This window comes from Streptomyces sp. LUP30 (assembly GCF_001746365.1).
GTDB lineage: Bacteria > Actinomycetota > Actinomycetes > Streptomycetales > Streptomycetaceae > Streptomyces.
Genome location: NZ_MJAJ01000071.1, coordinates 15,018 through 40,926 on the forward strand (window position 1 = coordinate 15,018; position 25,909 = coordinate 40,926).

26 protein-coding genes and 1 pseudogene are annotated in these 25,909 nt (G+C 73.1%); 13 read left to right on the top strand and 14 right to left on the bottom strand.

Annotated elements, in window-relative coordinates; genetic code table 11:
- Nucleotides 1-124: 124 nt before the first annotated feature.
- From BG482_RS36580 to BG482_RS36590, 3 genes and pseudogenes are all read right to left on the bottom strand, one after another.
- A complete protein-coding gene (locus BG482_RS36580; protein WP_069773527.1) occupies nucleotides 125-745 on the bottom strand; it encodes a cytochrome b/b6 domain-containing protein in 621 nt (206 codons plus the stop codon).
- On the bottom strand, nucleotides 729-1,406 hold the full coding sequence (locus BG482_RS36585; RefSeq protein ID WP_069773528.1) for a molybdopterin-dependent oxidoreductase: 678 nt from the start codon (nucleotides 1,404-1,406) through the stop codon (nucleotides 729-731). Before BG482_RS36585 ends, BG482_RS36580 begins: the two co-directional genes overlap by 17 nt.
- A gap of 291 nt (nucleotides 1,407-1,697) precedes the next feature.
- Nucleotides 1,698-1,943 (bottom strand): annotated as a pseudogene (locus tag BG482_RS36590) (hypothetical protein); the annotation flags it as partial.
- A 288-nt stretch (nucleotides 1,944-2,231) separates the two neighbouring features.
- On the opposite strand from BG482_RS36590, the gene BG482_RS36595 reads away from it, so the two are divergent.
- The 4 genes from BG482_RS36595 to BG482_RS36610 all read left to right on the top strand — a co-directional run bounded on the left by BG482_RS36595 (nucleotide 2,232) and on the right by BG482_RS36610 (nucleotide 4,498).
- Complete coding sequence (locus BG482_RS36595) at nucleotides 2,232-3,125, top strand: DMT family transporter (protein ID WP_069773550.1); 894 nt, start codon at nucleotides 2,232-2,234, stop codon at nucleotides 3,123-3,125.
- A gap of 87 nt (nucleotides 3,126-3,212) precedes the next feature.
- Entirely contained in the window at nucleotides 3,213-3,728 is a 516-nt protein-coding gene (locus BG482_RS36600) for an NUDIX hydrolase (RefSeq protein ID WP_069773530.1), read from the top strand.
- Nucleotides 3,729-3,785: 57 nt separating this feature from the next.
- Entirely contained in the window at nucleotides 3,786-4,178 is a 393-nt protein-coding gene (locus BG482_RS36605; protein ID WP_069773531.1) for a YidH family protein, read from the top strand.
- Complete coding sequence (locus tag BG482_RS36610; protein WP_069773532.1) at nucleotides 4,175-4,498, top strand: DUF202 domain-containing protein; 324 nt, start codon at nucleotides 4,175-4,177, stop codon at nucleotides 4,496-4,498. Before BG482_RS36605 ends, BG482_RS36610 begins: the two co-directional genes overlap by 4 nt.
- A 61-nt stretch (nucleotides 4,499-4,559) precedes the next feature.
- Here BG482_RS36610 and BG482_RS36615 read toward each other — a convergent pair whose 3' ends face one another.
- A complete protein-coding gene (locus BG482_RS36615) occupies nucleotides 4,560-5,537 on the bottom strand; it encodes an NADP-dependent oxidoreductase (RefSeq protein ID WP_069773533.1) in 978 nt (325 codons plus the stop codon).
- A 408-nt stretch (nucleotides 5,538-5,945) separates the two neighbouring features.
- Here BG482_RS36615 and BG482_RS36620 point away from each other — a divergent pair, with 408 nt between their 5' ends.
- Entirely contained in the window at nucleotides 5,946-6,968 is a 1,023-nt protein-coding gene (locus tag BG482_RS36620) for a phosphotransferase family protein (RefSeq protein WP_069773534.1), read from the top strand.
- 5 nt (nucleotides 6,969-6,973) lie between these two features.
- Complete coding sequence (locus tag BG482_RS36625; protein WP_069773535.1) at nucleotides 6,974-8,188, top strand: acyl-CoA dehydrogenase family protein; 1,215 nt, start codon at nucleotides 6,974-6,976, stop codon at nucleotides 8,186-8,188.
- A gap of 82 nt (nucleotides 8,189-8,270) precedes the next feature.
- Here BG482_RS36625 and BG482_RS36630 read toward each other — a convergent pair whose 3' ends face one another.
- The 4 genes from BG482_RS36630 to BG482_RS36645 form a co-directional block, all read right to left on the bottom strand.
- Nucleotides 8,271-8,864 carry a TetR/AcrR family transcriptional regulator gene (locus BG482_RS36630; RefSeq protein ID WP_069773551.1) on the bottom strand — a complete coding sequence of 198 codons (594 nt, stop codon included), beginning with the start codon at nucleotides 8,862-8,864 and terminating at the stop codon, nucleotides 8,271-8,273.
- A gap of 29 nt (nucleotides 8,865-8,893) precedes the next feature.
- Nucleotides 8,894-10,567, bottom strand: a complete 1,674-nt coding sequence (locus BG482_RS36635; protein ID WP_069773536.1) for a class I adenylate-forming enzyme family protein — start codon at nucleotides 10,565-10,567, stop codon at nucleotides 8,894-8,896.
- Nucleotides 10,564-11,328: an SDR family oxidoreductase gene (locus tag BG482_RS36640; protein ID WP_069773537.1), complete on the bottom strand. Its 765-nt coding sequence runs from the start codon at nucleotides 11,326-11,328 to the stop codon at nucleotides 10,564-10,566. Before BG482_RS36640 ends, BG482_RS36635 begins: the two co-directional genes overlap by 4 nt.
- A 372-nt stretch (nucleotides 11,329-11,700) precedes the next feature.
- Complete coding sequence (locus BG482_RS36645; RefSeq protein ID WP_069773538.1) at nucleotides 11,701-14,487, bottom strand: penicillin acylase family protein; 2,787 nt, start codon at nucleotides 14,485-14,487, stop codon at nucleotides 11,701-11,703.
- Between the two features lie 209 nt (nucleotides 14,488-14,696).
- Between BG482_RS36645 and BG482_RS36650 the strand changes: the two genes are divergently transcribed.
- The 3 genes from BG482_RS36650 (at nucleotide 14,697) to BG482_RS36660 (ending at nucleotide 17,487) form a co-directional block, all read left to right on the top strand.
- Entirely contained in the window at nucleotides 14,697-15,299 is a 603-nt protein-coding gene (locus BG482_RS36650; protein WP_069773539.1) for a hypothetical protein, read from the top strand.
- A 156-nt stretch (nucleotides 15,300-15,455) separates the two neighbouring features.
- Nucleotides 15,456-16,178 carry a 3-keto-5-aminohexanoate cleavage protein gene (locus tag BG482_RS36655; protein ID WP_069773540.1) on the top strand — a complete coding sequence of 241 codons (723 nt, stop codon included), beginning with the start codon at nucleotides 15,456-15,458 and terminating at the stop codon, nucleotides 16,176-16,178.
- 241 nt (nucleotides 16,179-16,419) lie between these two features.
- Nucleotides 16,420-17,487 carry an RNA ligase (ATP) gene (locus BG482_RS36660; protein ID WP_069773541.1) on the top strand — a complete coding sequence of 356 codons (1,068 nt, stop codon included), beginning with the start codon at nucleotides 16,420-16,422 and terminating at the stop codon, nucleotides 17,485-17,487.
- 97 nt (nucleotides 17,488-17,584) lie between these two features.
- Here BG482_RS36660 and soxR read toward each other — a convergent pair whose 3' ends face one another.
- Entirely contained in the window at nucleotides 17,585-18,073 is a 489-nt protein-coding gene (soxR, locus tag BG482_RS36665) for a redox-sensitive transcriptional activator SoxR (protein WP_069773542.1), read from the bottom strand.
- A gap of 131 nt (nucleotides 18,074-18,204) precedes the next feature.
- Between soxR and BG482_RS36670 the strand changes: the two genes are divergently transcribed.
- On the top strand, nucleotides 18,205-18,666 hold the full coding sequence (locus BG482_RS36670; RefSeq protein ID WP_069773543.1) for a MaoC family dehydratase: 462 nt from the start codon (nucleotides 18,205-18,207) through the stop codon (nucleotides 18,664-18,666).
- Nucleotides 18,667-18,693: 27 nt separating this feature from the next.
- Here BG482_RS36670 and BG482_RS36675 read toward each other — a convergent pair whose 3' ends face one another.
- From BG482_RS36675 to BG482_RS36685, 3 genes are all read right to left on the bottom strand, one after another.
- Nucleotides 18,694-19,320 (bottom strand): TetR/AcrR family transcriptional regulator, encoded by a 627-nt coding sequence (locus BG482_RS36675; RefSeq protein ID WP_069773544.1) that lies wholly within the window; start codon nucleotides 19,318-19,320, stop codon nucleotides 18,694-18,696.
- Nucleotides 19,321-19,392: 72 nt separating this feature from the next.
- Entirely contained in the window at nucleotides 19,393-19,635 is a 243-nt protein-coding gene (locus BG482_RS36680; protein ID WP_069773545.1) for a YiaA/YiaB family inner membrane protein, read from the bottom strand.
- A 59-nt stretch (nucleotides 19,636-19,694) separates the two neighbouring features.
- Nucleotides 19,695-20,846: an acyl-CoA dehydrogenase family protein gene (locus BG482_RS36685; RefSeq protein ID WP_069773552.1), complete on the bottom strand. Its 1,152-nt coding sequence runs from the start codon at nucleotides 20,844-20,846 to the stop codon at nucleotides 19,695-19,697.
- Nucleotides 20,847-20,925: 79 nt separating this feature from the next.
- Between BG482_RS36685 and BG482_RS36690 the strand changes: the two genes are divergently transcribed.
- The 3 genes from BG482_RS36690 to BG482_RS36700 all read left to right on the top strand — a co-directional run bounded on the left by BG482_RS36690 (nucleotide 20,926) and on the right by BG482_RS36700 (nucleotide 23,535).
- On the top strand, nucleotides 20,926-21,558 hold the full coding sequence (locus BG482_RS36690) for a TetR/AcrR family transcriptional regulator (RefSeq protein ID WP_069773546.1): 633 nt from the start codon (nucleotides 20,926-20,928) through the stop codon (nucleotides 21,556-21,558).
- Between the two features lie 47 nt (nucleotides 21,559-21,605).
- Nucleotides 21,606-22,367 carry a helix-turn-helix transcriptional regulator gene (locus BG482_RS36695; RefSeq protein ID WP_069773547.1) on the top strand — a complete coding sequence of 254 codons (762 nt, stop codon included), beginning with the start codon at nucleotides 21,606-21,608 and terminating at the stop codon, nucleotides 22,365-22,367.
- Between the two features lie 124 nt (nucleotides 22,368-22,491).
- On the top strand, nucleotides 22,492-23,535 hold the full coding sequence (locus BG482_RS36700; protein WP_256096595.1) for a DMT family transporter: 1,044 nt from the start codon (nucleotides 22,492-22,494) through the stop codon (nucleotides 23,533-23,535).
- A 39-nt stretch (nucleotides 23,536-23,574) separates the two neighbouring features.
- Here the strand turns inward: BG482_RS36700 and BG482_RS36705 are convergent, their stop codons facing one another.
- Both BG482_RS36705 and BG482_RS36710 read right to left on the bottom strand, forming a co-directional pair.
- Nucleotides 23,575-24,657: a Zn-dependent alcohol dehydrogenase gene (locus tag BG482_RS36705; protein ID WP_069773548.1), complete on the bottom strand. Its 1,083-nt coding sequence runs from the start codon at nucleotides 24,655-24,657 to the stop codon at nucleotides 23,575-23,577.
- A gap of 14 nt (nucleotides 24,658-24,671) precedes the next feature.
- Nucleotides 24,672-25,909: aldehyde dehydrogenase family protein (locus BG482_RS36710; protein ID WP_069773549.1), on the bottom strand; the 1,238-nt coding region annotated here is incomplete at its 5' end.

The following is a 25,909-nucleotide window of genomic DNA, read 5'->3' on the forward strand; positions in this document are numbered from 1 at the left end:
TCGCCGACGTCGAGAACGGGTCGGTCCGCTCGGCATCCCGCCCGGGCGGTGACGGCCCGGCACGGCTCGCGTCGGTTTGGCGCATGCGGGCCGTGCGGAGCGCCCCGCGGGTGACCGACGGCGGTCACGGCCGCCACAGGCGGTGTTCCCGCTCCGCCCACTCCCGGCTCACCGATCCGGTGCGCATGCCGCGCCGGGCCTCCGGGTCGCCCAGGGCCATGCCGATGTGACCGGCCAGGACGACGCCGATGGTCAGGGCCAGCCAGTCGTGGACGAAGGTAGCGCTGGTGCGCCACATGATCGGGGTGAGGTGGGTGAACCACATGAGCAGGCCCGTGCCGAGCATGACCAGCGTCGCCCCCGCGATCCAGGACGCGTACACCTTCTGACCGGCGTTGAACTTGGCCGCCGGACGCGACTCCCGGCGCTTGTCGCGGTGCAGGGCGGCCCGCAGCCAGCGCCGGTCGTGCGGGCCGAAGCGGTTGAGGTGTCCGAGGTCGGCGCGGAACGCGCGGGAGACCAGGCCCGCCAGGACGGGCACGGGCAGAGCCAGCCCGGCCCACTCGTGGACGCGGACCACCAGCTCACGGCGGCCCACGAGCTGGGCGAACTCGGGGATGTAGAGGAAGGACGCGGTCACCACGCACACGCCCATCAGCAGGGCCGTGGTGCGGTGCACCCACCGCGCGGCGCGGGTGAAGCGGCGCACTTCCGTGGCGGGCGGCGCCTCAGCTCGTAGGATCATCGTCCCGTCCGTTCGAACGGCCGACCCAGGCGTCGACGTCATAGCCGCGGTTCTCCCAGTAGCCGGGGCGCACCTTCTCGGTGACGGTGATGCCGGACAGCCACTTGGCGGACTTGTAGAAGTACATGGGGGCCACATAGAGGCGGACGGGTCCGCCGTGGTCGTGGCCGAGGTCCTTGTCCTGCATCCGCAGCGCGACCAGGACGTCGGCGCGGCGGGCCTGGGCCAGGGTGAGGCTCTCGCTGTAGGCGCCGTCGAAGCAGGTGAAGCGGATCGCGCCGGCCCTGGCCTGCACGCCGGCCGCGTCCAGCAGCGCGGACAGCCGTACGCCCTCGAAGGGGGTGCCGGGCACCCGCCAGCCGGTGACGCACTGGACGTCCTTGACCATCCGGGTCTGGGGCATGGCCCGCAGCTCGTCCAGCGTGTAGGTGCCGGGCCGGTCGACCAGGCCGTCCACGGTGAGGCGGTAGTCCGCCGCGTTCTTGTGCGGCACGGACGAGGTCACCGAGTAGTAGCGGAAGCCGCCGCCGTTGGGGAGCAGCCCGGTGAGACCGGTCGGGTCCTTGTCGGCGGCGCTGCCGAGGAAGGCCTCGAGGCCGCGCTGGAGCGGGGGCGCGGCGATCACGCCCACGGCGCCCAGGGCGAGCGTGCCGAGGAACACGCGCCGGCCGACGGGCGCACCGCGTCCACCGGGCGGCGGCTGATCGCGTTGTTCGGACGCTCCGGACGGCTCAGGCCGGTCCGGTCGTCCGGTCCGGTCCGGCCGCTCGGGTGCTCCCGGCGGATCGGACGGTCGCGGCCGTTGGGACGGTTCCGGCCGTTCCGGTGGTGCGGGTTGCTCGGGTTGCTCGGACGGTTCGGGGTTCACCCTTCCATTCGAGCACCCGGGGGGCCGCCGGGGCCAGGGATCCAGAACCGCCGTCAGACTTCCGTCACACTTCTCACCCGCCTCTCAGCTGCGGGCGCTCCCGCCGGTCCGGAGCGCGGCGGCCCGGGCCGTCCGGAAGGCCCGGCCCGGCTCGCGGTCCGGGTACGCCCAGGGACGGCGGGTGACATGCCGGCCGATGCGCCGGAACAGGGCGGCGGCCTCGGCGCCCCGTCCCTCGCACGCCTTGGCGTGGGCGAGGAAGTTCAGGTCGACCGGATACCGCGGGTGGCCGTCGTGCTCCCACTCCAGCCACCGGTCGAAGGCCGGTCGCGGCCGGGACCGCCCGTCGCCGGTGTGGCGTACGCCATGGCGCTGCCCGGCCCGAGCCCACACCATGGCGATACGGCCACCACGGCCGTACGGTCGCGCCCCGGCCCTCGGGCCCGGCGCCGCGGGCGAGTCAACAGCCCGGTCAGGGGCACTCCCGGGATCGTCGTCCCGGGGCGGGCCCGAAGCGAAGGTTTCCGGCACTCCCAGGGGCACCCTGGGCGCTGGGACGCTACAGTCGGCCACACGCACCCCCGTCCGTGGTCCGACCGGATGATCGAGGTACGCAGCGTGTCGGTACTGGTTCTGGTTCTCGCCGTGAGCGCCGCCTGCTGCCTGGGCTTCGGGTTCGTGCTCCAGCAGAACGCGGCCCAGAGGGCGCCGCTCGGCGACTTCCTCTCGCCGCGGCTGCTGCTCGACCTGATGAAGGTGCCCCGCTGGCTCGGCGGCATCGGCCTGATGGTGGTCGGCATGGCGCTGGGCGCGGTCGCGCTCGGCCAGGGCGAGATCTCCCTGGTGGAACCGCTGCTCGCGACGAACCTGCTCTTCGCCCTCGCGCTCTCCCGGCACCAGACGAAACAGCCGCTCGGCCGCCAGGGCTGGGCCGGTCTGCTCCTGCTCGCCGGCGGGGTGACCGCCTTCATCGTGGCGGGCCAGCCGCGCGGCGGCAGCGCGGTCGCGGACCCGCTGCGGCACTGGCTGATCATCGGCGTGATGGTCGGGGTGGCGCTGCTGCTGACGACGTACGCGAAGCGGTCCCGGCTGAGTTCGGGCCCGGTCCTGCTCTCCCTCGCGGCGGGACTGCTGTACGGCGTCCAGGACGCCCTGACCAGGGTCAGCGGTCAGCGTTTCGGCGCGGGCGGCCTCGGTGAGCTGTTCACCGGCTGGCAGCCGTACGCGGTGCTCGCGCTCGGCGTGACCGGGCTCGTGCTGGTGCAGAGCGCGTTCGAGACGGCGCCGCTGCGGATGTCGCTGCCCGCGCTGACCGCCGCCCAGCCGCTCGCGGGGATCCTCTGCGGCGTCGGCTTCCTCGGCGACCGGCTGCACACCGACACCGGCGCGCTGGCCTGGGAGGCGGCGGGACTCGCGGCGATCGTCGCGGGCATCGTGCTCCTCGGGCTGCATCCGGCGATGCCCCGTGGCGCGGCGCCGCGCGAGCGCGTGCCGCACTTCCAGCCACAGTGACCGGCCGGTCGCCGCGGGCCGCCCTGCGGTGACCGCGCCCTGCCGTGACCGCGCCCTGCGGTGACGGCGGCCTGCTTGGATGGGCGCATGAGCGCTGCTGACGAGATCCTCGACGTCGTCGACGAGAACGACCAGGTCGTGGGGCGGTTTCCACGGGGGCGGGTGTACGCCGAAGGAATGCGGCACCGCTGCGTCTTCATCCAGGCCCGGGACGCCGACGGCCGGCTCTTCGTGCACCGCCGGACCGCGGCGAAGCTGGTCTTCCCCTCGCTGTACGACATGTTCGTGGGTGGGGTGGTCGGCGCGGGCGAGGCCTACGACGACGCCGCCCTGCGCGAGGCCGAGGAGGAGCTGGGCGTGAGCGGTCTGCCCCGGCCGGAGTTCCTCTTCAAGTTCCTCTACGACGGCGGGCCCGCCGGGAGCTGGTGGTCGGCCGTCTACGAGGTCCGCTGCGAGCTGCCGGTGAACCCCCAGGTGGAGGAGGTGGCCTGGCACGCGTTCCTGCCGGAGGAGGAGGTCGAGCGTCGTCTGCCCCTCTGGGAGTGGGTGCCGGACGGGCTGGCCGCGTACCGGCGCCTGAAGGAGTTCCGGCCGACGGGCTGAGCGGGGCCGGCCGGCGGGCTCGGGGCGGGGCGGCGGACGGCGGGTAGGGTCCGTCGGGTGATCGAGTTCGTGCAGAACGTCAGGCTGTGGTTCGCGCCCGAGCAGGTCCGGGAGGAGGGCAGCACGCCCGACTACCGGTTCTCGCTGGCCAACGAGCGCACGTTCCTGGCCTGGATGCGCACCGCGCTGGCGCTGATCGGCGGGGGTTTCGCGGTGGACCAGTTCCTGCCGGACCTGCGCTGGGGCTGGCGGGTCGGGCTGGCGCTGGCCCTGCTCGGGGCGGGTGTGCTGTGCTCGTTGCGCGCGGTGAACCACTGGATGCGCTGCGAGCGGGCGATGCGCCGGGGCGAGGACCTGCCGGCGTCCCGGTTCCCGGCGCTGCTGGGCGTGGTGGTCGCGGTGGTGGCCGTGGCGATGGTCGTGGTGGTGCTGGTGGGGTGGGAGGGGTGAGCGGCGAGCCGCTGTCCGTGCGCGATCCCGGGCTGCAGCCGGAACGCACCCGGCTGGCCTGGCGGCGTACGACGCTGGCGAGCACCGTCACCGCCGTGCTGGCCGTGAAGGCGGGGCTGCACGGCGGGGCCTCGCCGTTCGGGATCGTCGCCTGCGCCCTGTGCTGCGGCCTGTGGCTGGCCTTCCTGCTGCTCGCCCACCAGCGGATCCGGGCCCTCGCCGCCACGGCGAGTCCGGCGCCCCTCGCTCCGCGGCACGCCACGTCGGTGGTCCTGTGCACGATCGCGACGGCGGCCTGCGCCCTGGCGCTGGTGATCTAGGTCCGACCCGGGCGTCCCGGTCGGCGCGTGCCCCTTCCCGGCGCCGGCGTCAGCCCTCGCGCTACCCGGTGCCGACGTCCGCGCCGACGCCGTCCGCGCCGTCCGTCGTGTCCCAGGGCACCGTGACGACGATCTTGCCGCGAGTGCGGCCCTCCTCGTTCCGGCGGTGGGCCTCCGCCGCGCGTTCCAGCGGGAACGTCTCCGAGACGTGCACGGACACCACGCCCTGTTCGGCCAGTTCCGCCACCCGGGTGAGGTCCTCGGCGTCGGGCCGGACCCAGTAGTAGCGGCCGCCGTAGCCGACGACCTCGCCGTCGGCGATCGACACCAGGCGCCCTTCCGGGGCCAGCAGGTTGGCGGAGACCTTCAGGGTGTCCCCGCCGACCGTGTCGAAGGCCGCGTCCACGCCCTCGGGGGCCAGCCCGCGCACCCGCTCGGCCAGTCCCTCGCCGTAGGCGACCGGCTCGCCGCCCAGCGAGCGCACGAAGTCGTGGTTGGCCTCGCTCGCCGTGCCGATCACCCGTGCGCCGAGGTGGCGGGCCAGCTGCACGGCGATGGAGCCGACCCCGCCCGCGGCCGCGTGGACGAGGACGGTCTCGCCCCGCTTCACCTGGAGGGCCCCGGTCAGCACCTGATAGGCGGTGAGGCCGGTCAGAGGCAGGCCGGCGGCCTCCTCCCAGGTGAGATTGCGCGGCTTGCGGGCGAGGGTGCGCACCGGCGCGGCCACGTACTCGGCGAAGGTCCCGCGGGAGAGGAAGTCCTCGCGGACGTAGCCGATGACCTCGTCGCCGACGGCGTACTCCGCGACGGAGACCCCGAGCTGGACGACGACCCCCGAGACGTCCCAACCGGGGACCACCGGGAAGACGGCGTCGAGCATCGGGTCCAGATATCCTTCGCGGCACTTCCAGTCGACGGGGTTCACCGCAGCCGCCCGGACCTTCACCAGCACCGAGTCGGGGCCGATCTTGGGCTCGCGGACGTCCCCGTACACGAGCGTCTCGGGGCCGCCGTAGCGGGAGTAGCTGATGGCCTTCATGGGTTCGACCCTCCGGCGTCCCCGGACGCCACGCAAGCGGAATGGCCCGATACGGGCGGTCGGCGTGGCAGCCTGTCCGACGTCGTCGCCCGCGGTGTCGACGGCACGGCGAGGACTGCGGGCACGCGCGCGTGCGGCACGGCGACCACGTGGACCACCTGGACGACGGCCACCGCCACGCCGAGCACGAGGGCTCCTGGGACGATCACTGACGCCGCTGGGGACGTCCGGCAGGAAGGGCGAGCGGGCGGCCGGCGGTCGGGCGTTCACGGCTCCCCGGGTGCCGCTCGGGGGGCCGTCGTCCTATCGTGGCCCCGATCACGTTGGGCGTGACCACTGGACGGCATACCGACCGGTCGGCATCATGGGGCGAGTCCTGTTCACCCGTCCCGCCCACAGGAGCGACGCATGAGCCCCGACCACCCGCCCGGCCTCGACCTCGACCGGCTGCGCGCCCTGTTGGAGCGCGAGCGTCCCGGCCTGGTCCACGGCCCCCTGACCGGCCGGCTGATCGAGGGCGGACGGTCGAACCTCACCTACGCCGTCTCCGACGGCGAGGCGAAGTGGGTCGTCCGGCGTCCTCCGCTCGGGCACGTCCTGGCCACCGCGCACGACATGAGGCGCGAGCACCGGGTGATCAGCGCGCTCCATCCGACGAGCGTGCCGGTGCCGCGACCGGTGCTGCTCTGCGAGGACGAGCAGGTGCTCGGGGCGCCCTTCTACGTCATGGAGTTCGTCGAGGGCACTCCGTACCGGACGGCCGACGAGCTCGTCCCGCTCGGCGAGCGGCGCACCCGGGACGCGATCCTGTCGCTGGTGGACACGCTCGTGGAGCTGCACGCGGTGGACCCCGCCGAGGTGGGCCTGGCCGACTTCGGCCGCCCCGAGGGCTTCCTGGACCGGCAGCTGCGCCGCTGGGGCAAGCAGCTGGACGCCTCCCGCAGCCGCGAGCTGGCCGGGGTCGACGAGCTCCACGCCGCCCTCGGCCGCGAGCTGCCCCGCTCCCCCGCGCCCGCCGTGGTGCACGGCGACTACCGGCTCGACAACGTGCTGATCGGCCCGGACGACACCATCCGCGCCATCCTCGACTGGGAGATGTCGACGCTCGGCGATCCGCTGACCGACCTGGGCCTGCTGGTGATGTACAGCGTGCCGCTGCGGCTGCCGGACTCCCCGATCTCCACGACGGCCTCCGCCCCCGGGCACCCGTCGCCCGCCGAACTGATCGAACGGTACGCGGCCCGCTCCGGGCGGGACGTCTCGGCGGTCTCCTGGTACACGGCGTTCGCCTGGTTCAAGCTCGCCGTGATCCTGGAGGGGATCCACTACCGGTACACGCTGGGCCAGACGGTCGGGCGCGGGTTCGACCGCATCGGGGAGCTCGTCCCCGTCTTCATCGAGCACGGACTGACCACTCTCCAGGAAGGCTGACCGGCATGGACTTCACGTTCGACGCCCGCACCGAGGAACTCCGCGCCAGGCTGCTCGCCTTCATGGACGAGTACGTCTACCCGGCGGAGTCCGTGGCGGAGGAGCAGCGGGCGGCGCTGGCCTCGCCCTGGGACACCCCGGCCGTGGTCGGGGAGCTGAAGGCGGAGGCGCGCCGGCAGGGCCTGTGGAACCTCTTCCTGCCCGACGCCGAGCACGGCGCGGGCCTGACGAACCTCCAGTACGCGCCCCTGGCCGAGATCACCGGCCGTTCCCCGCATCTGGCGCCCACGGCCCTGAACTGCGCCGCGCCCGACACCGGGAACATGGAGGTGCTCGCGCAGTTCGCGGACGAGCCGCAGAAGAAGCAGTGGCTGGAGCCGCTGCTCGCCGGGGAGATCCGCTCGGCGTTCGCGATGACGGAGCCGGAGGTGGCCTCCTCCGACGCCACCAACATCACCACGCTGATCGAGCGCGACGGCGACGACTACGTCGTCACGGGCCGCAAGTGGTACATCTCCGGGGCGATGAACCCGGACTGCGCGATCTTCATCGTGATGGGCAAGACGAATCCGGACGGCGACGACGTCCGCCGTCAGCAGTCCATGGTGCTCGTGCCGCGCGACACCCCGGGCGTCACGGTCAAACGGGCCATGAAGGTCTTCGGTTACGAGGACCACTCCCACGGCGGCCACGCCGAGGTGGTCTTCGACCACGCGCGCGTGCCGGTGACGAACCTGATCGGCGAGGAGGGCGGCGGCTTCGCCATCGCGCAGGCCCGGCTCGGCCCCGGCCGCATCCACCACTGCATGCGGCTGATCGGCATGGCCGAGCGGGCCATCGAGCTGATGTGCCGCCGGGCCGTGTCCCGTGACGCCTTCGGCAAGTCGCTGGCCCAGCAGGGCGTGGTCCACAACTGGATCGCGGACGCCCGGGTGACCGTCGAGCAGCTGCGGCTGCTGGTGCTGAAGACGGCCTGGATGATGGACACCGTCGGCAACCGGGGCGCCCACACGGAGATCCAGGCCATCAAGATCGCGACGCCCCGCGCGGTCGTCGACATCATCGACCGGGCGATCCAGCTGCACGGCGCGGGCGGCGTCAGCCAGGACTTCCCGCTGGCCGAGCTGTACGCCAGTGCGCGCACGCTCATGATCGCGGACGGGCCGGACGAGGTCCACCAGCGGTCGCTGGCGCGCCGGGAGCTGAAGAAGTACCTCTAGGGACCCGGCGCCGGGTACGCGTGAGGGGCGGTCGCCGTGGCGACCGCCCCTCACGCGTACCCGCCTCTCACGGGCGCGGGGCCTACGGCCGCAGCGCCCGCAGCAGCAGGTCGGCGAGGTGGTCGGCGACCTCCTTCGCGCCCATCGGCCCGTCCGGGCGGTACCAGGTCGACAGGTGGTGGACGGACCCGAAGTGGTAGTCCACGACCAGGTCGGCCGGGGTCGCCGTGGAGAAGACGCCGGCCTGCTGGCCCTCCTCGACCAGCGCGCGGAAGCGTTCGTGGTAGCGCCGCCGCTCGGCGCGCACCTGCTTGTTCTTCTCGGGGCTCAGATGGTGCATCGAGCGGAAGAAGATCATCGCGTCGTCGAGGTTCTCGATCGTCGTGACGACGACGTCGGCCGCCGCGCCCCGCAGCCGCTTCTCGATCGGCTCGTCCGCACCCGCGAAGGCGTCGAGCCGCTCCTGCTGGACGCGCAGCACGCGCGCGTAGACCTCGTGCAGCAGGTCGTCCTTGGAGCCGAAGTAGTGGTACAGGGCCCCCTTGGTGACGCCTGCGGCCTCCACGATCTCCTGCACCGAGGTGCGGTCGTAACCCTGCTCGGCGAAGAGCCGGGTGGCGGCGGCGAGCAGCCGCTGCGGCACGGGCGTCCCGTCGCCGTCCGTCGTCCTGGGCACTGCCGCCACCTGCCTTTTTCCTCGATGCGTCACTGGCCGTCGTGTGTGCGGGAACGCAGTTCCCGACGGAGGATCTTGCCACTCGCCGTCTTGGGCAGGTCGGGCAGGATCTCCACCTGACGCGGATACTTGTACGCCGCCAGCCTGTCCTTGCAGTAGGCCGCGAGCGTACCGGCATCCGCGTCGGCGCCGGGACGCAGGCTGATGTAGGCCTTGACGGTCTCGCCGCGGTAGCCGTCCGGCACCCCGACGACGGCGGCCTCGCGCACCGCCGGGTGCGTGTACAGCACGTCCTCGACCTCGCGCGGCCACACCTTGAACCCGGACGCGTTGATCATGTCCTTCTTGCGGTCGACGACGTACAGCCAGCCCTGTTCGTCCATGAACCCGATGTCGCCGGTGCGCAGCTCGCCGTCGGGGAAGGTCTCGGCGGTGGCCTCGGGCCGCCGCCAGTACCCGGGCACGACCTGCGGCCCTCGGACGACGATCTCGCCCTGCTCGCCGAAGGGCGCCTCGGCGCCCTGGTCGTCGACGATGCGCACGACCGTGTCCGGACCGGGCACGCCGACGGCGAGGGTCCCCGAGGCCGGGTCGACCGGCGCCTCCAGCTGGGGCGGGACGGAGGCACAGGGCGCGGTGCACTCGGTGAGCCCGTAGCCGTTGCGGATGTAGGGCCCGAAGCCGGCCCGGAACTTCTCCACCAGGGCCGGCGGCAGCGGTGCTCCGCCGGAGGAGATGTGCGCGAAGGAGGCGAAGTGGTCCCGGGTGCAGGCGGGGTGGGCGGCCAGCGCCATGAAGGCGGTAGACGGGCCGACCGTGTAGTGCGGCCGGTGCTCGGCGAACGCCTCCAGCACGACGCCCGCGTCGAAGCGGTACGTGATGGCGAGCGTGCCCGCGCTGTTCAGACAGGCGACGAGCTGACAGACCATGCCGGTGATGTGGAACAGGGGCGCGAGCGCGTAGTACACGGGCGCCTCGGGCAGGCGCAGCCCGGTGCGCTGCCGCTCGGCGTTGTGCATGATGTTGCCGTGCGTGTTGGTGGCGCCCTTGGGGGCTCCGCTCGTGCCGGAGGTGTAGCTGATCAGCGCGATGTCGTCCGGGGCGGCCTCGCGGCCCTCGGGCGCCTTGTGGCCGGCGCGGGCGACGGCGGTGAGGTCGTCGGCGTCGGGCGCCTGCGGGAGACGTTCGAAGGCGAGCACGCGCGCGTCGCCCCGCGTCTGGAAGTCCAGCTCGCAGCCGGTGAGCGCGATCCGCACGGGCGAGTCGGCGGCCGTCTCGCGCAGATACGCCTCCCACGCGCGGTCTGAGCAGATCAGCGCCGCGACCTCGCCGTCCCGCAGGACGTGGGCGACCTCCGCGGACTTGTACATCGGGTTCACCGGGACGACCGTCGCGCCGGCCTTCCACGCCCCGAGCAGGGCGAGGACGAAGAGCGGGGAGTTCTGCAGCAGGACGGCGACCCGGTCGCCGGCCGCCAGGCCGCGGGCGGCGAGGTACCCGGCGACGGAGTCGCTGAGCTCGTCGACCTCGCGGTAGCTGAGCCGGCCGTCGAAGTAGGCGAGGCAGGCGCGGTCGGGCGCCTCGGCCACGGACCTGCGGAAGGCGTGCACGGGTGAGTCGGCGGGCTCGATCGGGGCGCGCTGGGCGTCGTCGAGGAGGGCCAGCCAGGGCTTGGCGGCGTACCGGGAGGCGGACGGGGTCATTCGGCGGTCTCCCACTTCTGCTGCAGGTGGTTCATGTTGGTCAGCCAGCGGTCGGGGTCGCCGGCCCGCACCTGGTAGTACCCGGCGACCTCGGGGTGCGGCAGGATCAGGAAGCGGTCCTCGGCGATGCCCTTGAACAGGGCGTCCGCGACGTCCTGCGGCTCGATCGCGGTCGGCTTGAGCACCAGGTCGCCCGCGCTGCCGGTGGCGTCCAGCATGTCGGTGCGCACGCCCTGGGGGCAGATCGCGTGGACCTGGACGCCCCGGTGGCGGTAGGTGAGCGACAGCCACTCGGCGAAGGCGTACGCGCCGTGCTTGGTGACGCTGTAGGGGGCCGCGCCGATCATGGTGAGCAGCCCGGCGGCGGACACGGTCGAGACGAACCGGCCGCGGCCGCGCTCCAGCCAGTGCGGGAGCAGCGCGTGGGCCGCGCGGACGTGGGCCATGACGTTGACGTCCCAGGCCAGCGCCCAGACGGCCTCGTCGGCCGCCTCCGTGCCGCCCGAGGCGACCCCGGCGTTGGCGCAGTACACGTCGACGGCGCCGCCGAGCGCCTCGCGGGCCCGGTCGACGATCGTGGAGGCGTCGCCGGGCACCGCGATGCCGCCGATCTCGGCGGCCACGGCCTCGGCCCGCCCGGCGTCCAGGTCGTTGACGACGACCCGGGCGCCCTCGGCGGCGAAGCGGCGGGCCAGCGCGGCCCCGATGCCGCCTCCCGCTCCGGTCACGACCACTCCGGCATCCTGCACGGCTTCCACCATCGGTCTCCTTCGACGCGACTGCGGCACGAATCGGCTCTGCCTGTCAGACTAACCAGTCGGTATGTTGCGGCGAAAGGGTTACCCGGGGATCGCCGCGGAGTCCGGCGGCCGTGACGGGGACACCCTTCCGTCTCCTTCCGTCTCTCTCCGTCTCTCTGCCCGCATGCATCGTGGCCTACGGCGCCGGGAGGCCGCTCGGGAAGGCGCCGGGGGACGGCGGGCGCGATGGGGCACGGCGGGATGCGGGCCGTGCCGGGCGCGCGGGCGCGCGCTCGTCGACATGCCGTGCGGGTCGCTCGACGGCGGCGGACGCGAGCGCGAGACGCCGACGGCGGGCCGCATCCGTGAGGACACGACCCGCCGTCGCGGGGACTACCGGTGCGAGGTGAACTCCACCACCTGCTGGAAGGTGGGGCGGTTCTGCCAGCTGATGTTGCCGTGCTTGATGCCGCCCAGCGTGCGCTGGACGATCGAGTCGGCGCACCACTGGTTGCCCGCCGCGCACAGGGTGTCGCCGGGGTAGACCTGGGCCGCGGTCTTGCCGGCCGCCGTCTTCAGGGTGCTGATCAGGACGTCACGGCAGCCGCTGAGGGTGCCCCCGCCGCAGTACTTCTGCGTCAGCCCGCCCTGCACCGACTCGCCCAGCACTGCCCGGACGTCCTTGTCCACATAGCTCCACCAGCCGTACTGGAAGGAGCTGCCGGCGTGCGCCCCGGTCGGGCCGTGGGCGGCCGAAGGGGCCTCGTCCACCGGCAGGTTGGCGGTGATCGCGCTGTACAGGCCGGAGCCGAGGCCGGGTTCGAACTCCGCCTTCACCAGCAGCGGCCACCACGCGTCCAGTATGCGGATCGCGTCGGCGTCGGCGTATGTCTTCGAACCGGCCGTGGTCTCCGTGCGCCTGCCGCCCGCCGTCAGCCAGGCCTGGAGCTTGGTCACCGCGGCCGCGGCCGTGGAGTCGGTGACGGTGGAGCTGTTGATCACCTTCAGCAGGTCGGGCAGGACGTCCTCGGCCCGCAGGTCGACGAGGGCCGCCTCGGCCATCGCCTTCGCCAGGGACGCGCGCGTGACGCCGCCGGCCGCGACCAGCTTCTTCACCCGGTCCTCCAGCAGGTTCCCGCGGTGCACGGACCCGTCGCCCCAGGAGGCCGCCGCGTAGTCCTTGGCCTGCTTGTTGTTCCAGGAGATGTAGTAGTCCTGGTCGACGGAGTTGGGGTGCGCCGAAGCGGGCGTGTACGCGGCCGTGTTGGTGGCCGGGACCCAGTCCTTCCACTCGTACGCCGCCTGCGCCCAGACCGGGAACTCGGCGTCGACGCCGCTCGCACGCACCGGGTTGTCACCGCTGTTGTAGTAGGCGGTGTGGGAGGAGTCGGCGTAGAACCAGTTGAAGGTGTAGTTGATGTGCTGCGCCGCGCTCTGGAAGGTCTGCGGGCTCTTGACGTAGTCCGGGTCGTTCAGCATCTGGAAGCCGATGATCGAGTCGGCCTCGTGCATGAAGGACGAGCGCAGGGTGGTGTATGCGACCTTCTTGCCGCCGACGGTCGCCCGGTACTGCACGGGGCCGTACTTGGTCCGGTAGACGCGCATGGTGTACGAGCCGGCGGCCGTCCCGTCGGCGGTGGTCGGCTTCCAGGCGTTCTTCTGCTCGACGACGTCCATGGCCGTGCAGGCGCCGTGGTACAGGTAGTGATAGTCGTCCTGGCACAGTTCGACCGCGTAGGAGTCGATGATGTCCTGGCCGGAGGTCGTGGCGCTCCACGCGTAGTCCTGGCCGCGGCCGAGCTCGACGTACATGCTCAGGCCCGCGAAGGAGGCGCCGCGGGCGCTGATGCCCGGGCCCTGGATCTCCTGGAGCATGAGCAACTGGGGGGCGAAGTAGCCGGTCTGCGGGCCGAAGACGGCGATCGGGTGGCCGCTCGCGGTCGCTTTGCCGCTCACCACCAGGGCGTTGGACATGCCGCGCCGGGCCGAGCTGAGGGCGGACGCGGTGGCCGCCGCGGCGGTGGCGGAGGCGCTCTGGTCACCGCCGGTGCCGGTGGCGTCGTAGACCAGCGGCTGCGTGGTCACCGAGCCGCCGTCGGGCAGCGCCTCGCCCTGGGGGCTCGCGGGCTTGGCGGCGTACGGAAAGCTCTCGCCGTTGTGGACGGTGAGGACGGCCTCGGGGTCGTTGCGCTCGCGGAACGCCTCCCAGACCTGGGTGCCCTGCTCCACGCCGTACTTCTCCTGCGCGGCGAGCAGCGACACGGCGTTGTTGACCTCGCCGCCGCCGCCGGAGCCGAAGAGCGCGCCGATGACCGAGGCCAGCGCCACCAGGTCGGTGATCTTGAAGTGATCGATGGTGCCGGCGTTGGTGATTGAGTCCTTGTGGCCGGTGAGGACGTATTCACCGGGGAAGTAGCGGCCGCTGTCGGAGGCGTCGATGTACGCGTTGATACCGGCCAGGTAGGCGCCTGCGTCGGCGAGGGCCTGCTGGCCGCGGGCGCCGTTGGTCGCGACGGCGTTGTCGATCTGGGCCTGGAGGTCTGCCTCGGTGTACGGAGCGTTGCGCCAGAACTGCTGTTCCAGGCCCTGGTTGGAGGCGGCGCCGCCCGCGAAGGCCGTGAGCTGGCCACGGCCGACATGACGGAAGACGTCCATGAGCCAGAGCCGGTCCTGGGCGGCGGCGTACCCGGCGCCGAACTCGGTGCCGTACCGGGTGGTGCCCGTGATGTGCGGAACGCCCGTCTTCTTGTCGCGGACGATCGTCACGTCACTGCGGCCCGCGGGGCTCAGGGTGGAGGCCACCTGATCGGAGGGAACGCCGAAGGAGGCGTCGTTGAAGAAGGTGTTGACCGTGGCGTTGGTGAGCGTGGGGTAGCCCTTGGCGAGGTTCGCGTAGGGGCCCAGCTGGTCCTCGGCGTGGTCGGGCTGGGTCCCGAACGCCTGGTTGAGCAGGACCTGGGCGAGAGTGGCGTTGCCGTTCTCGCCCGGCGGCAGGATGTCGGAACACTGGCCGCCGCAGTAGTCGTTCGAGGCCGTGGCCTCGGCGGCGGCCGCGACTTGGGTGATCGGCGACAAAAGACCTGCGATCAGCGCGCATACGGAGGCTGTCTTCAGGAACCCGGGGAATCTGCCGGGAGTTCTCAGTCTGTCGAGAGTGGTGCGTGGGGTTCGCCGTGGCATCGGCTGCTCCTAGCGATGGGGGTGGCCGGAAGGTTACCGCCGGTAGCCCCAGGATTTGAAGATGAACATGCGTCAAGTTTTCGGCTTGTGGAGGTCATCGGAGATCGGATGGAGCCGAATCGCATGTCGATACGTCTATTCGACGACGTCCGTACGACGACGCCGAAGTGACCGAAGTACAGGTGCAGATGTGACGGAGGTGCAAGGCGATGGCCGGTTTCCGGAGTCTGGCGAGACAGGTGCGAGACCCGCGTTGCGATCTGGCGCTGCGGCGGTACTCGCTGCGCAAGTGCCTTGAGAGGTTCGCCCCCTACGGACACAGGGCGACCTGGGACCACCTGTGCTCCCGGGCCGGGTTCGGTCCGGAGGACCGCTCCCCCGACCCGGCGCGGCTCGTGGCCGCGTTGGACGAGCTGGAGGAGGCGCGGGCCGTATGGCTGGCCTACGAGGTCGAGTTCGCCGAGCGTCGCAGGAAGGAGAAGCACGACGGACTGCGCAGGCCCGGTACCGTCGACGACTGGCACCGGCTGACCTGGGGCGGTTTCGGCGTCGCCTGGTGCGACGACCCGCGGGTCCACCCCCGTGAGCCGATGGCCGAGGTGCTGCGCAGGCTGATCGCCGCGCTGGAGCGCGAACCGGGCGCCGAATGCCCGGTGTGCGGCGGCGAGGAACTGCCCTGGAAGTACGAACTGGACCACGAGCCCTCGGCGGGTCCGGTCTGCGCGGACTGCGGGATCCTCGTGCCACGCCCCGTCCTCACCCCCGAGGCCCTGGCGTACGCCAGGCGTGGACGACTGCTGATGTCGGCCTGAGAGCACGGCGCGGCGCGGACGCCGGGGGCGGACGCGGAGGCGCGGCGGGGTGGTGCGCCGGGGATGCCGCACCCCCCTGTTCCGCTGCTCCGCGGGCCCCGCGGGCCGGCGACGGTCGCCCGGTCCGTTGCCGGTGGCGGATGTCACCCTGGGGACATGGTGCAGGTCTGTCTGAACGGAACGCGCGGCGCGGCGGACGGCGCGAAGGTCCCGCTGACACCCGAGGCGATGGCCGAGTCCGCGGCGGAGGCCGTCGCCGCGGGGGCCGCCGACGTCCATGTCCACCCCAGGACGCCGTGCGGACGGGACTCGGTCTCACCGCGCGTGGTCGCCGCGACCCTCGACGCGATACGGGCGCGGGTGGCGGTGCCGGTCGGCGTCACCACGGGCGCCTGGGCGGAGCCGGACCCCGCGCAACGGCTGGCCCGGGTGCGCGATTGGACGGTGCTGCCCGACCACGCCTCGGTCAACTGGCACGAGCCGGGAGCGGAGGAACTGGCGGCGGCCCTGATGGAACGGGGCGTCGGCGTGGAGGCGGGCATCTGGTCGGGGACGGACGGAGCGGCACGGTTCGCGGCGTCTGCGCTCGGCCCGAGGGTGCTGCGCGTGCTCGCGGAGGTGACCGACACCGCCGGGCGGACGGCCGTGGCGACCGCGCGCGCCCTCCTGGCCGAGCTGGGCCCCGCGTTCGGCCGGCCCGTGCTGCTGCACGGCGAGGACGGCGGAGCCTGGCCGGTCCTGCGGCTGGCGCAACGCCTCGGACTGGCCACCCGGATCGGCCTGGAGGACACGCTGCACCTGCCGGACGGACAACGGGCGCTGTCGAACGCCCAGTTGGTGGCACAGGCGGTGAGCCGGCACCCGAGCGGGCGCGGATGAGCGCAGGGCGGGGCCACCGGCACGCGGACCGCACCGCGTGCCACGCGCGTCGGGCGACCGGGCTTGCGGGTGCGGGAAGGCCGAGCAGCGGGTGAAGTGGCCGGTGCCGCAGCGGACTTGGGCAGCGGATCGCCACCGACGCTAGCAGCCGTCAATCCGGTCGCTCCACCGGTTTCCCGCGGGGACAGTAGAGGCCGACGAAACACGACCGAGGACCCATCGAGTCCCTGAGGAGCCCCTGATGTCGACGCTGCGCGTCACCGCCGAAGTGCTGACCGTCCACGAACACCCCAACGCCGACGCCCTCGAACTGGCCCAGGTCGGGTTGTACCGGGCCGTGGTCGCCAAGGGCGCCTACCGGACCGGCGAGGCGGCCCTGTACATCCCCGAGCAGTCGGTGCTTCCCGCCGCGCTGGTCGAGGAGCTGGGACTCACCGGGCGGCTGGCGGGCAGCGGGTCGGACCGGGTCAAAGCGGTGCGGCTGCGGGGCGAGCTGTCGCAGGGGATCGTGTGCCGGCCCAGGGCGCTGGCCGACGTCGACCTGGTGCGGGCGGCGGCGGAGGGCGTCGACTTCGCGGAACGGCTCGGCATCGTCAAGTGGGTGCCGCCGATCCCGCCGACCATGAGCGGTGACGTCGAGGCCGCGCCGGATCTGCTGCCCTGGGTCGACATCGAGAACATCCAGCGTTACCCCGGCATCTTCGAGGCCGGCGAGCCGGTCGTCGTGACCGAGAAGCTGCACGGCTCCGCCTGCCTGCTGACGTACGTGGCCGACCAGGAACGGGTGTACGTCTCCTCGAAGGGCTTCGGGGCGAAGTCCCTGGCCCTGACGGAGGATCCCCGCAACCTGTACTGGCGGGCCGTGCGCGGTCACGGCGCCCCCGAGGCGGCGGCGCGCCTGGCCGACCGGCTGGGCGCCCGCCGGGTCGGCGTGTTCGCGGAGGTCTACGGAGCGGGCGTGCAGGACCTGACGTACGGCGCGGACGGGCGGCGCGCCACTCTCGGGTACGCGGTGTTCGACGTCTGCGCGGACATCGACGGCACGGTGCGCTGGCTGGACGCGGCGCAGCTCCTGGAGGGCGAACTGCCCCTGGTGCCGCGCCTGTTCGAGGGCCCGTACGACAGTGAGCGGATCCTGGAGATCGCGACCGGCCGTGAGACGGTGTCGGGACGCGGGCTGCACCTGCGCGAGGGCGTGGTGATCCGGCCGGCCGTCGAGGGCCACAGCCCCGTGACCGGGGGCAGGGCGATCGCCAAGGCGGTCAGCGGGGCCTACCTGACCCGCAAGGGCGGCACCGAGTACGAGTGAGACCGAGCACCGGTGGGACCCGGTACGGGTGGGACCGAGCACCGGGGGTCCGCGTGCCGGGGGGCGGATCAGGGGGAGGGGGGAGGGGGGAGACGGCTCAGCCGTCCCCGCGGGCCTGGTCGCCGGGCTCCTTCCGGCCCGCCATCAGCCGTGAGCCGGAGGCCCGTCGGCCGAAGACGTCGTCGGGGTTGGACAGGACGCAGGTCGCCAGCGACAGGCAGCCGCAGCCGATGCAGTCGGTGAGGTGGTCCCTCAGACGGTTGAGCTGCTGGATCCGCTCGTCCAGTTCCGCGCGCCAGGCCCGTGAGAGACGGGCCCAGTCCTCCCGGGTCGGGGTCCGCTCCTCGGGGAGCTCGGCCAGGGCGTCGCGGATCGTGGCCAGGGGGATGCCGACCCGCTGCGCCGCGCGGACGAAGGCGACCCGGCGCAGCGTGTCACGGTGGTAGCGGCGCTGGTTGCCGGCCGTGCGACGGCTGCTGATCAGACCCTTGGACTCGTAGAAGTGGAGGGCGGAGACGGCGGCGCCGCTGCGCGCGGCGAGCTGACCGACCGTGAGCTCGTGGACCTTCTCGGGAATCTGCGGCACCCCTCGAACCCTACCCAGCCCGCTCGCCGCCGGGTCCGTTGACATCGACCCGACGGCGGACCATGCTAAGCAGTCGCTTAGACCTATGGCATGGTGACATGGGCAGCTAGTGACGCGAGAGGGCCGCAGACATGGCAGAGCCGAGGATCTTCACGTCCGCCGACGACCTGAAGGCGGCGGTGGGCGAGCAACTGGGGTACACCGACTGGGTGGAGGTCGACCAGAAGCGGATCGACCTCTTCGCGGAGGCCACCGGCGACCACCAGTGGATCCACGTGGACCCGGAGCGGGCCGCCGCCGGCCCCTTCGGCACGACCATCGCGCACGGCTACCTCACCCTCTCCCTGCTGCCGCTTTTCGGGCCGCAGCTGATCACGGTCGAGAACGTGAAGATGGGCGTCAACTACGGGACGAACAAGGTCCGTTTCCCGGCCCCCGTGCCGGTCGGCTCCCGGCTGCGCGCGACCGCGGCGATCACCGGCGTCGAGGACGTCACCGGCGGCGTCCAGGTCGCCGTCGCCTTCACCGTGGAGCGTGAGGGCGGGGACAAGCCGGTGTGCGTGGCGGAGTCGGTGTCCCGGTACTACCTCTGACCCGGGGCGGCGGACGCCATGGCGCGGCTACTCGGCCGCGCCCACCATCCGCAGCACGAGCTCGGCGTACAGCGCGCCGACCTCGTCGGGCGTGCGGGGCCCGTCCACGTTGAACCAGCGGGCCACGTCGATGCAGAGGGACAGCACGGCGAGGGTCGTGCCGTGCACGTCCGGCACGTCGAAGTCGCCCGCGGCCACCCCGTCCTCGATGATGCCGCGCACCTCGGCGTCGACCTGCCGGCGCAGGTCGAGGATCTCGGCGCGGGCCTCGGGGCCGAGTGCGTCCAGTTCGTACTGGACGACCCGCGCCGTGGTGCGCCGCCCGGCATGCCAGCGGACGAAGGAGCTCACGGCCTCGGCGAGGCGCCCGGTGGCGTCACCCTCGCCGGCGGCCGCGGTGCGCAGGATGTCCAGCGCACGGTCGTGGCCGATCCGGCTGATGCGGTGGAGCAGCTCTTCCTTGGTCTTGTAGTGGATGTAGAGGGCGGCCGGACTCATACCCGCGCGGCCCGCGATGTCCCGGGTCGTCGTCGCGTGGTAACCGCGCTCGGCGAACGCCTCCACGGCGGCGACCAGCAGTCGCCGGGCCGCGTCAGGGGTGACCTCGTCCCACGGCTCGATCTCGCCGCCGGCCGTCTCCTCCGCCGCACTCATCGCTGGTCCGCCCCTCTCGCTGCAGGAGCTACACCATACAGCCGAAACTGAGCGCTCGCTTAGAACGCCCGCTCAGAGCTTTTCGAAGGGGCTGTACACGCGGGCCGCGGCGTCCTGCCGGTCCCGGATCACCTTGGCCAGGGTGAAGGCCGATGTCACGAGGTAGAGGACGGCGATCGCGAGGAAGGCGCGCACCCAGGCGTCGGCGTTCAGTTTGAAGATGCCGATGGCGGTCGCCGCCATGGCCACGGCGAAGGACGCGACCGCCTGGCCGTAGAAGGCGGCGGTGTTCTGCTTGACCGGTGTGTCGCTCATGGCGACAGCATCGCCGCGGGACGGCCCGGGCCGCATCCGTCCCCGTACTCAGGACGTACTCAGAACGCCGAGACCCCCGTCAGCGACCGCCCGATGACCAGCTTCTGGATCTGGCTCGTGCCCTCGTAGAGGGTCATCACCCGCGCGTCGCGCAGCAGCTTGCCGGCCGGGTACTCGTCGATGTAGCCGTAGCCGCCGAAGACCTGAAGGGCGTTGTTGGCGGCGCGCACGGCGGCCTCCGAGGCGAAGAGCTTGGCCTTGGAGGACTCGGTGGCGAAGGGCAGGCCGCGGTCGATCAGGTCGGCGACCCGCCAGGTCAGCAGCCGGGCCGCGTCCACGTCGACCGCGATGTCGCTGATCAGCTCCTGGATCAGCTGGTGATGGGCGATGGTCCTGCCGAACTGTTCGCGCTCCCCCGCGTACCGTACGGCCGCGTCCAGGGCGGCCTGCGCGATGCCGACGCAGCCCGCGGCGACCGACATCCGCCCCTTGGCCAGCGCCGACATCGCGACGGAGAACCCCTTGCCCTCGGGCGCCAGCAGCGCGGAGCCGGGGACACGGACGTCCTCCAGGACCAGTTCGGCGGTCGCCTGGCCGCGCAGTCCGAGCTTGCCGTGAATGGCGCGGCGGGTCAGGCCGGGGGTGTCGGCCGGGACGAGGAACGCGGAGACGCCCTTGTGGCCCGGGGCGTCGGTCGAGCGGGCGAAGAGCAGGACGACGTCGGCCCAGGTGCCGTTGGTGATGAACGTCTTCGCGCCGTTGATGACGAAGTCGTCGCCGTCGCGGACCGCGCGGGTGGCGAGGTTGCCGGCGTCCGAGCCGGTGCCGGGCTCGGTCAGACCGAAGCAGCCCACGTACTCGCCGGATGTCAGGCCCGGCAGCCAGCGGCGCTTCTGCTCCTCGCTCCCCCAGGCCGCGACGGTCTTGGCGACCAGGCCCAGGGAGACGGACACGATCCCGCGCACGGACGAGTCCCCGCGGCCCAGCTCCTCCGTGACCAGGCAGTAGGCGAGATGGTCGCCGCCCGAGCCGCCGTACTCCTCGTCGACGGTCAGGCCGAGGAAACCGATCTCACCGAGTTTCGCCACGATGGACCGGTCGACCTCCTCCGCCCGGTCCCAGGCGACCACGTGGGGGGCTATCTCACGGTCGACGAAGTCCTTGGCGAGCCGCTGGACGGCCACCTGCTCCTCGCTGAGCCCCAGATTCACCACGAGATCACCCCACCGACGAAGTCCGACTTTAAATTAGCACTGCTAGTTTCCATGGTGCAGCCCTACTATGTGCGCCATGGCCCGACCGCGCAAGCCCCTTCTCAGCACCGACCGGATCGTCCAGGCCGCACGGGCGCTCGTGGACGCGGAGGGGCTCGCGACCGTCTCCACCCGTCGGCTGGCCGCCGAACTGGGGGTGAGCGGGCCCTCGCTGTACAACCACTTCCGCACGAAGGACGAGATCCTGGAGGCCGTCGCCGACTCGGTCAGCGCCCAGGTCGACCTGTCGATGTTCGAGGACGACCGCGACTGGCGCACCGCGCTGCACGACTGGGCCGTCTCCTACCGCGCCGCCCTGCGCGACCACCCGAACATCGTCCCGGTGCTCGCCCGGGGCCCCGGCCGGCGTCCCGCCGGCCTGCGGCTGGCCGACGCGGTGTACGGCGCGATGGTCCGCGCCGGCTGGCCGCCCGCGCAGGCCACCTCCATCGGCGCGCTGATGCGGTACTTCGTCATGGGGTCCGCCCTCGGCTCGTTCGCGGGCGGTTTCGTCGACGACGTGAGCGCGTACGACCCCGCCGACTATCCGCACCTCGGCCAGGCCCACCTGCTCGCCGATCAGCAGGAGAAGATCGACGAGCGGGCGTTCGAGACCGGCCTGACGGCCCTGCTGGACGGACTCGCCCGGCAGTTCGAGCAGCTGCCCTAGCACGGCGGGCGAGCACGGTTCGGTGCGGGCCGAACTGTTCGCCGCGCATGCTGGACCACGTGAGCGACACACACACGGGTGATCATCGGGACGCACGGGCGCCGGGGCTGGCCGCGCTCGCCGGGCTGGTCGCGGACGAGACGCGGGCCGCCTGTCTGCTGGCGCTGCTCGACGGGCGGGCCTGGACGGCCGGTGAGCTGGCCCGGCACGCGGGCGTGGCCGCGTCGACGCTGAGCGAGCACCTGGGCAAACTGGTCGCGGGCGGGCTGCTGGCCGAGGAACGGCAGGGGCGGCACCGCTACGTCCAGCTCCTCGACACCCGGGTCGCACAGCTCCTGGAGGACCTCGCCGCCCAGGTCGCCCCGGACCCCGCCCGCAGACCGCGCGGCCTGCGGGCCACGACGGCCGGTTCGGCGATGGCCCGGGGACGCACCTGCTACGACCACTTCGCCGGGCGGCTCGGCATCGCCCTCACCGACGGGTTCACGGCGCGTGGACTGCTGAGCGGGGCGGGCCGCCGCGAAGAGCGGGCCGCCGGTTTCGTGCTGACCGAGGCCGGGGCACGCTGGTTCGCGGGCAACGGCATCGCGCTCGACCGGACGACCCGCCGCCCGCTCGCCCGCGCCTGCCTCGACTGGACCGAGCGCCGCCCTCACCTCGCCGGCGCGGCGGGAGCGGCCCTGTGCCGGCACGCGCTCGACGCGGGCTGGTGCGTGCGCATCGGCTCGCAGCGGGCGGTGAAGGTGACGCCGGCCGGCGAGCGGGCGCTGGCCGAGCTCCTGGGCATCGAGGCGGCGGCACTGCGCTGACCGCCGCCGACGACGCGGCGAGGCACAGCGAGACGGGCAAGGCCCGCTCGTGCGCGGCGCCGCCGGTTCCTCGTCCGAAATCCGCGAGACCCCGACCCTCTTCCTTCCTAGCCTGGAGACCATGATGAACAGTCCACGGCGTGCGGGACGTCGTACGGAATGGGCGGCCGCCGGAGCGGCCGCGGTCAGCGTCGTTCTGTGGGCCTCCGCCTTCGTCTCGATCCGCAGCGCGGGGGACGCCTACTCGCCGGGGGCGCTGGCGCTCGGGCGGCTGCTGTCCGGCGCGGCGGTGCTGGGCGTCGTCTGCGCGATACGGCGTGAAGGGTGGCCGCCGCGGTCCGCCTGGCGCGGGATCGCCGCGTCCGGGGTGCTGTGGTTCGGCATCTACATGGTGGTGCTCAACTGGGGCGAGCAGCAGGTGGACGCGGGGACGGCGGCCCTGGTCGTCAACATCGGGCCGATCCTCATCGCCCTGCTCGGCGCGCGGCTGCTCGGCGACCTGATGCCGCCGCGGCTGCTGGCGGGGATGGCGGTCTCGTTCGCGGGCGCGGTCGCCGTGGGGTTGTCGATGTCCGGCCGGGGCGGATCGTCCGTGCTGGGAGTGGTGCTGTGTCTGCTCGCCGCCGTCGGCTACGCGGGCGGGGTCGTCGCCCAGAAGCCGGCCCTGGCCCGGGCGAGTGCCCTTCAGGTGACGACGTTCGGGTGCGCCATCGGGGCGGTGGTGTGTCTGCCGTTCGCGGGACAGCTGGCCCACGAGACGGGGAGCGCGCCGCTCTCCGCGACGCTGAACATGGTCTACCTGGGCGTCTTTCCGACCGCGCTGGCGTTCACCACGTGGGCGTACGCGCTGGCCCGGACGACGGCGAGCCGCATGGGGGCGACCACGTACGCGGTGCCCGCGCTGGTCGTCGGGATGTCGTGGCTGGCGCTGGGCGAGGTGCCGGGGCTGCTCACCCTGGCGGGCGGGGCGCTGTGTCTGGCGGGGGTGGCCGTGTCCCGGTCGGGGTCGCGGACAGCGCCGCCGGACGCGACCGCGGAGGCCGCGACCGCACAGACCGCGGCCCCGGGGGCCGTGACCGGCGACACCGCGGCCGGGGCGACTCCCCCGTTGACGACCGCCGGCGCCGCCCCCGAGCCGGGCCCCGAGCGGACGCCGCACTCCGCCTGACCGGCGGCGCGGCGGCCCGGCACCCGGGCCCGCCCGCCGTCAGAAGATCACCAGTGCCCGTCCGCCCTTGCCCGCCAGCATGGTCTCGAAGGCCGCCGGGATGTCCGCCAGCCCGATGCGTTCGGTGACCAGCGCACTCAGGTCTAGGCGGCCGGACCGGACGTGGTCGGCCAGGACCGGGAGATCCTTCGCCGGGTCGGAGTTCCCGTAGACGCAGCCCGAGAGGGTGCGGCCCCAGTGGAAGAGCTCCAGGGCGTTGAAGGTGACCTGCTGGTCCTTGCCGCCGATGCCGACGACCGTGGTGCGGCCGCCGCGCCGGGTGGACTCCCAGGCGGTCCGGATGGTGACGGCGCGGCCCACGCACTCCACGGCCACGTCGACGCCCTGTCCGCCGGTGAGTCCGCGGATGTCGCGGGCCGTGCGGTCGGAGGCGACGACGTACTCCGTGGCCCCCGCCGCGCGGGCCAGGGCCTCCTTCTCGGGGGAGACGTCGACGGCGACGATCGTCGAGGCGCCGGCGATGCGGGCCGCCTGGAGGGTGGCGAGACCGACCCCGCCGACGCCGAACACGGCGACCGTCTCACCGGACCGGACCCGGGCGCTGTGGTGGACGGCGCCGTAGCCGGTGAGGACGGCGCAGCCGAGCAGGGCCGCGTCGGTGAGGGGGATGCCGTCCGGCAGGGGCAGGGCGCAGGAGGCCGGGACGACGGTCTCCTCGGCGAAGGCGGCGACGTTCAGGCCGGGGTGGAGGTCCGTGCCGTGCGTCGTGCGGGCGTAGACCTCGGCGGACCCGGCGAGGGCGTTGGCGCACAACCAGACCTCGCCGAGGGAGCAGGCGTGGCAGGCGCCGCAGGACGGGGCCCAGTTGAGGACCACCTGGTCGCCCGGGGCGAGGCGCTCGACGCCCTCCCCGACGGAGACGACGGTGCCGGCGCCCTCGTGTCCGAGCACGGCGGGGACCGGCACCCGCATGGTGCCGTCGGACAGGGACAGGTCGGAATGGCACACGCCGGCGGCGGCGAGCCGGACGCGGACCCGGCCGGGCCCCGGCTCGGGCAGCTCGATCTGCGTGATCTCCAACGGGGCCCCGACGGCGGGGAGTACGGCGGCGCGGACAGCCATGGTCGACGACTCCCTTAGAACTGGAGGGACTTGGTCTGGAGGTACTCGGCGAGACCGTGCGCGCCGAGCTCGCGGCCGACGCCCGACTGCTTGTAACCGCCGAAGGGGGCCAGCGGGTTGAAGCGACCGCCGTTGACGTCGACCTGGCCGGTGTCCATCCTGCGGGCGAAGGCCACCGCCTCCGCCTCGTCGCCGGCCCAGACGGCGCCGGCGAGCCCGTAGACCGTGCCGTTGGCGATCCGCAGGGCGTCCTCCTCGTCCTCGTAGCGCAGCACGCACAGCACCGGGCCGAAGATCTCCTCCTGTGCGACCGTCATGTCGGGGGTGACGTCGGCGAAGACCGTGGGACGGACGAAGTAGCCCTGTCCGCGGGGGGATTGCGGGCCGCCGGCCACCAGCCGGGCCCCCTCGGCCAGCCCCTTCTCGATGTACCCGAGCACGCGCTCGCGCTGCCGGGCGCTGACGACCGGGCCGATGCGGTCGGCGTACTTGGCGGCCGCCGCGGCGGCGAGCTCCACGGCCTCGTCGTAGCGGTCGCGGTGGACGAGCATCCGGGTCCACGCGCTGCAGGTCTGGCCCGAGTTGGACATCACGTTGGCGACGCCCACGTTGACGGCCCTGGCGAGGTCGGCGCTCGGCAGGATGACGTTGGCGGACTTGCCGCCGAGTTCGAGGGCCGCCTTCTTGACGGCCGCGCCCGCGGTCGCCGCGATCCGCCGGCCCACGGCCGTGGAGCCGGTGAAGGAGACGAGGTCGACCTCGGGGTGTTCGGCCAGGGCCTGGCCGGCGACCGGGCCCAGCCCGGTGACCAGGTTGAACACTCCGGCCGGAACGCCCGCCTCGTGAACCGCCTCGGCGAACAGCTGGGCCGTGAGCGGGGTGTCCTCGGCGGGCTTGAGGACCACCGTGCAGCCCGCGGCGAGCGCCGGCGCGACCTTGGCGACGATCTGGTGGAGCGGGTAGTTCCAGGGGGTGATCGCGCCGACCACGCCGATCGGCTCGTGGAAGACGGTGGAGTTGCCGACCTTCTCCTCGAAGGCGTGGGTGGCGGCCAGCTCGGCGTAGGACGCCGCTACCGCGATCGGCACGGCCGCGTGGACCGCCTGGGAGAAGGCCGGCGGGGAGCCGAGTTCGGCGGTGACGGTCTCGGCGATCTCGTCCTTGCGGGCGGCCAGGACGTCGCGCAGCGCGGCCAGGCGGGCCGCGCGCTCGGCGGGCGGCGTGGCGGCCCAGCCGGGCAGGGCGGCCCGGG

What these genes read in the sequence shown, in the direction of transcription:
- BG482_RS36580 (WP_069773527.1), bottom strand. Translation starts at nt 745, where the DNA reads ATGATCCTACGAGCTGAGGCGCCGCCCGCCACGGAAGTGCGCCGCTTC.
- BG482_RS36600 (WP_069773530.1), top strand. Translation starts at nt 3,213, where the DNA reads ATGAGCGCTGCTGACGAGATCCTCGACGTCGTCGACGAGAACGACCAG.
- BG482_RS36615 (WP_069773533.1), bottom strand. Translation starts at nt 5,537, where the DNA reads ATGAAGGCCATCAGCTACTCCCGCTACGGCGGCCCCGAGACGCTCGTG.
- BG482_RS36620 (WP_069773534.1), top strand. Translation starts at nt 5,946, where the DNA reads ATGAGCCCCGACCACCCGCCCGGCCTCGACCTCGACCGGCTGCGCGCC.
- BG482_RS36625 (WP_069773535.1), top strand. Translation starts at nt 6,974, where the DNA reads ATGGACTTCACGTTCGACGCCCGCACCGAGGAACTCCGCGCCAGGCTG.
- BG482_RS36635 (WP_069773536.1), bottom strand. Translation starts at nt 10,567, where the DNA reads ATGACCCCGTCCGCCTCCCGGTACGCCGCCAAGCCCTGGCTGGCCCTC.
- BG482_RS36640 (WP_069773537.1), bottom strand. Translation starts at nt 11,328, where the DNA reads ATGGTGGAAGCCGTGCAGGATGCCGGAGTGGTCGTGACCGGAGCGGGA.
- BG482_RS36645 (WP_069773538.1), bottom strand. Translation starts at nt 14,487, where the DNA reads ATGCCACGGCGAACCCCACGCACCACTCTCGACAGACTGAGAACTCCC.
- BG482_RS36650 (WP_069773539.1), top strand. Translation starts at nt 14,697, where the DNA reads ATGGCCGGTTTCCGGAGTCTGGCGAGACAGGTGCGAGACCCGCGTTGC.
- BG482_RS36655 (WP_069773540.1), top strand. Translation starts at nt 15,456, where the DNA reads ATGGTGCAGGTCTGTCTGAACGGAACGCGCGGCGCGGCGGACGGCGCG.
- BG482_RS36660 (WP_069773541.1), top strand. Translation starts at nt 16,420, where the DNA reads ATGTCGACGCTGCGCGTCACCGCCGAAGTGCTGACCGTCCACGAACAC.
- BG482_RS36670 (WP_069773543.1), top strand. Translation starts at nt 18,205, where the DNA reads ATGGCAGAGCCGAGGATCTTCACGTCCGCCGACGACCTGAAGGCGGCG.
- BG482_RS36675 (WP_069773544.1), bottom strand. Translation starts at nt 19,320, where the DNA reads ATGAGTGCGGCGGAGGAGACGGCCGGCGGCGAGATCGAGCCGTGGGAC.
- BG482_RS36680 (WP_069773545.1), bottom strand. Translation starts at nt 19,635, where the DNA reads ATGAGCGACACACCGGTCAAGCAGAACACCGCCGCCTTCTACGGCCAG.
- BG482_RS36690 (WP_069773546.1), top strand. Translation starts at nt 20,926, where the DNA reads ATGGCCCGACCGCGCAAGCCCCTTCTCAGCACCGACCGGATCGTCCAG.
- BG482_RS36695 (WP_069773547.1), top strand. Translation starts at nt 21,606, where the DNA reads ATGCTGGACCACGTGAGCGACACACACACGGGTGATCATCGGGACGCA.
- BG482_RS36700 (WP_256096595.1), top strand. Translation starts at nt 22,492, where the DNA reads ATGAACAGTCCACGGCGTGCGGGACGTCGTACGGAATGGGCGGCCGCC.
- BG482_RS36705 (WP_069773548.1), bottom strand. Translation starts at nt 24,657, where the DNA reads ATGGCTGTCCGCGCCGCCGTACTCCCCGCCGTCGGGGCCCCGTTGGAG.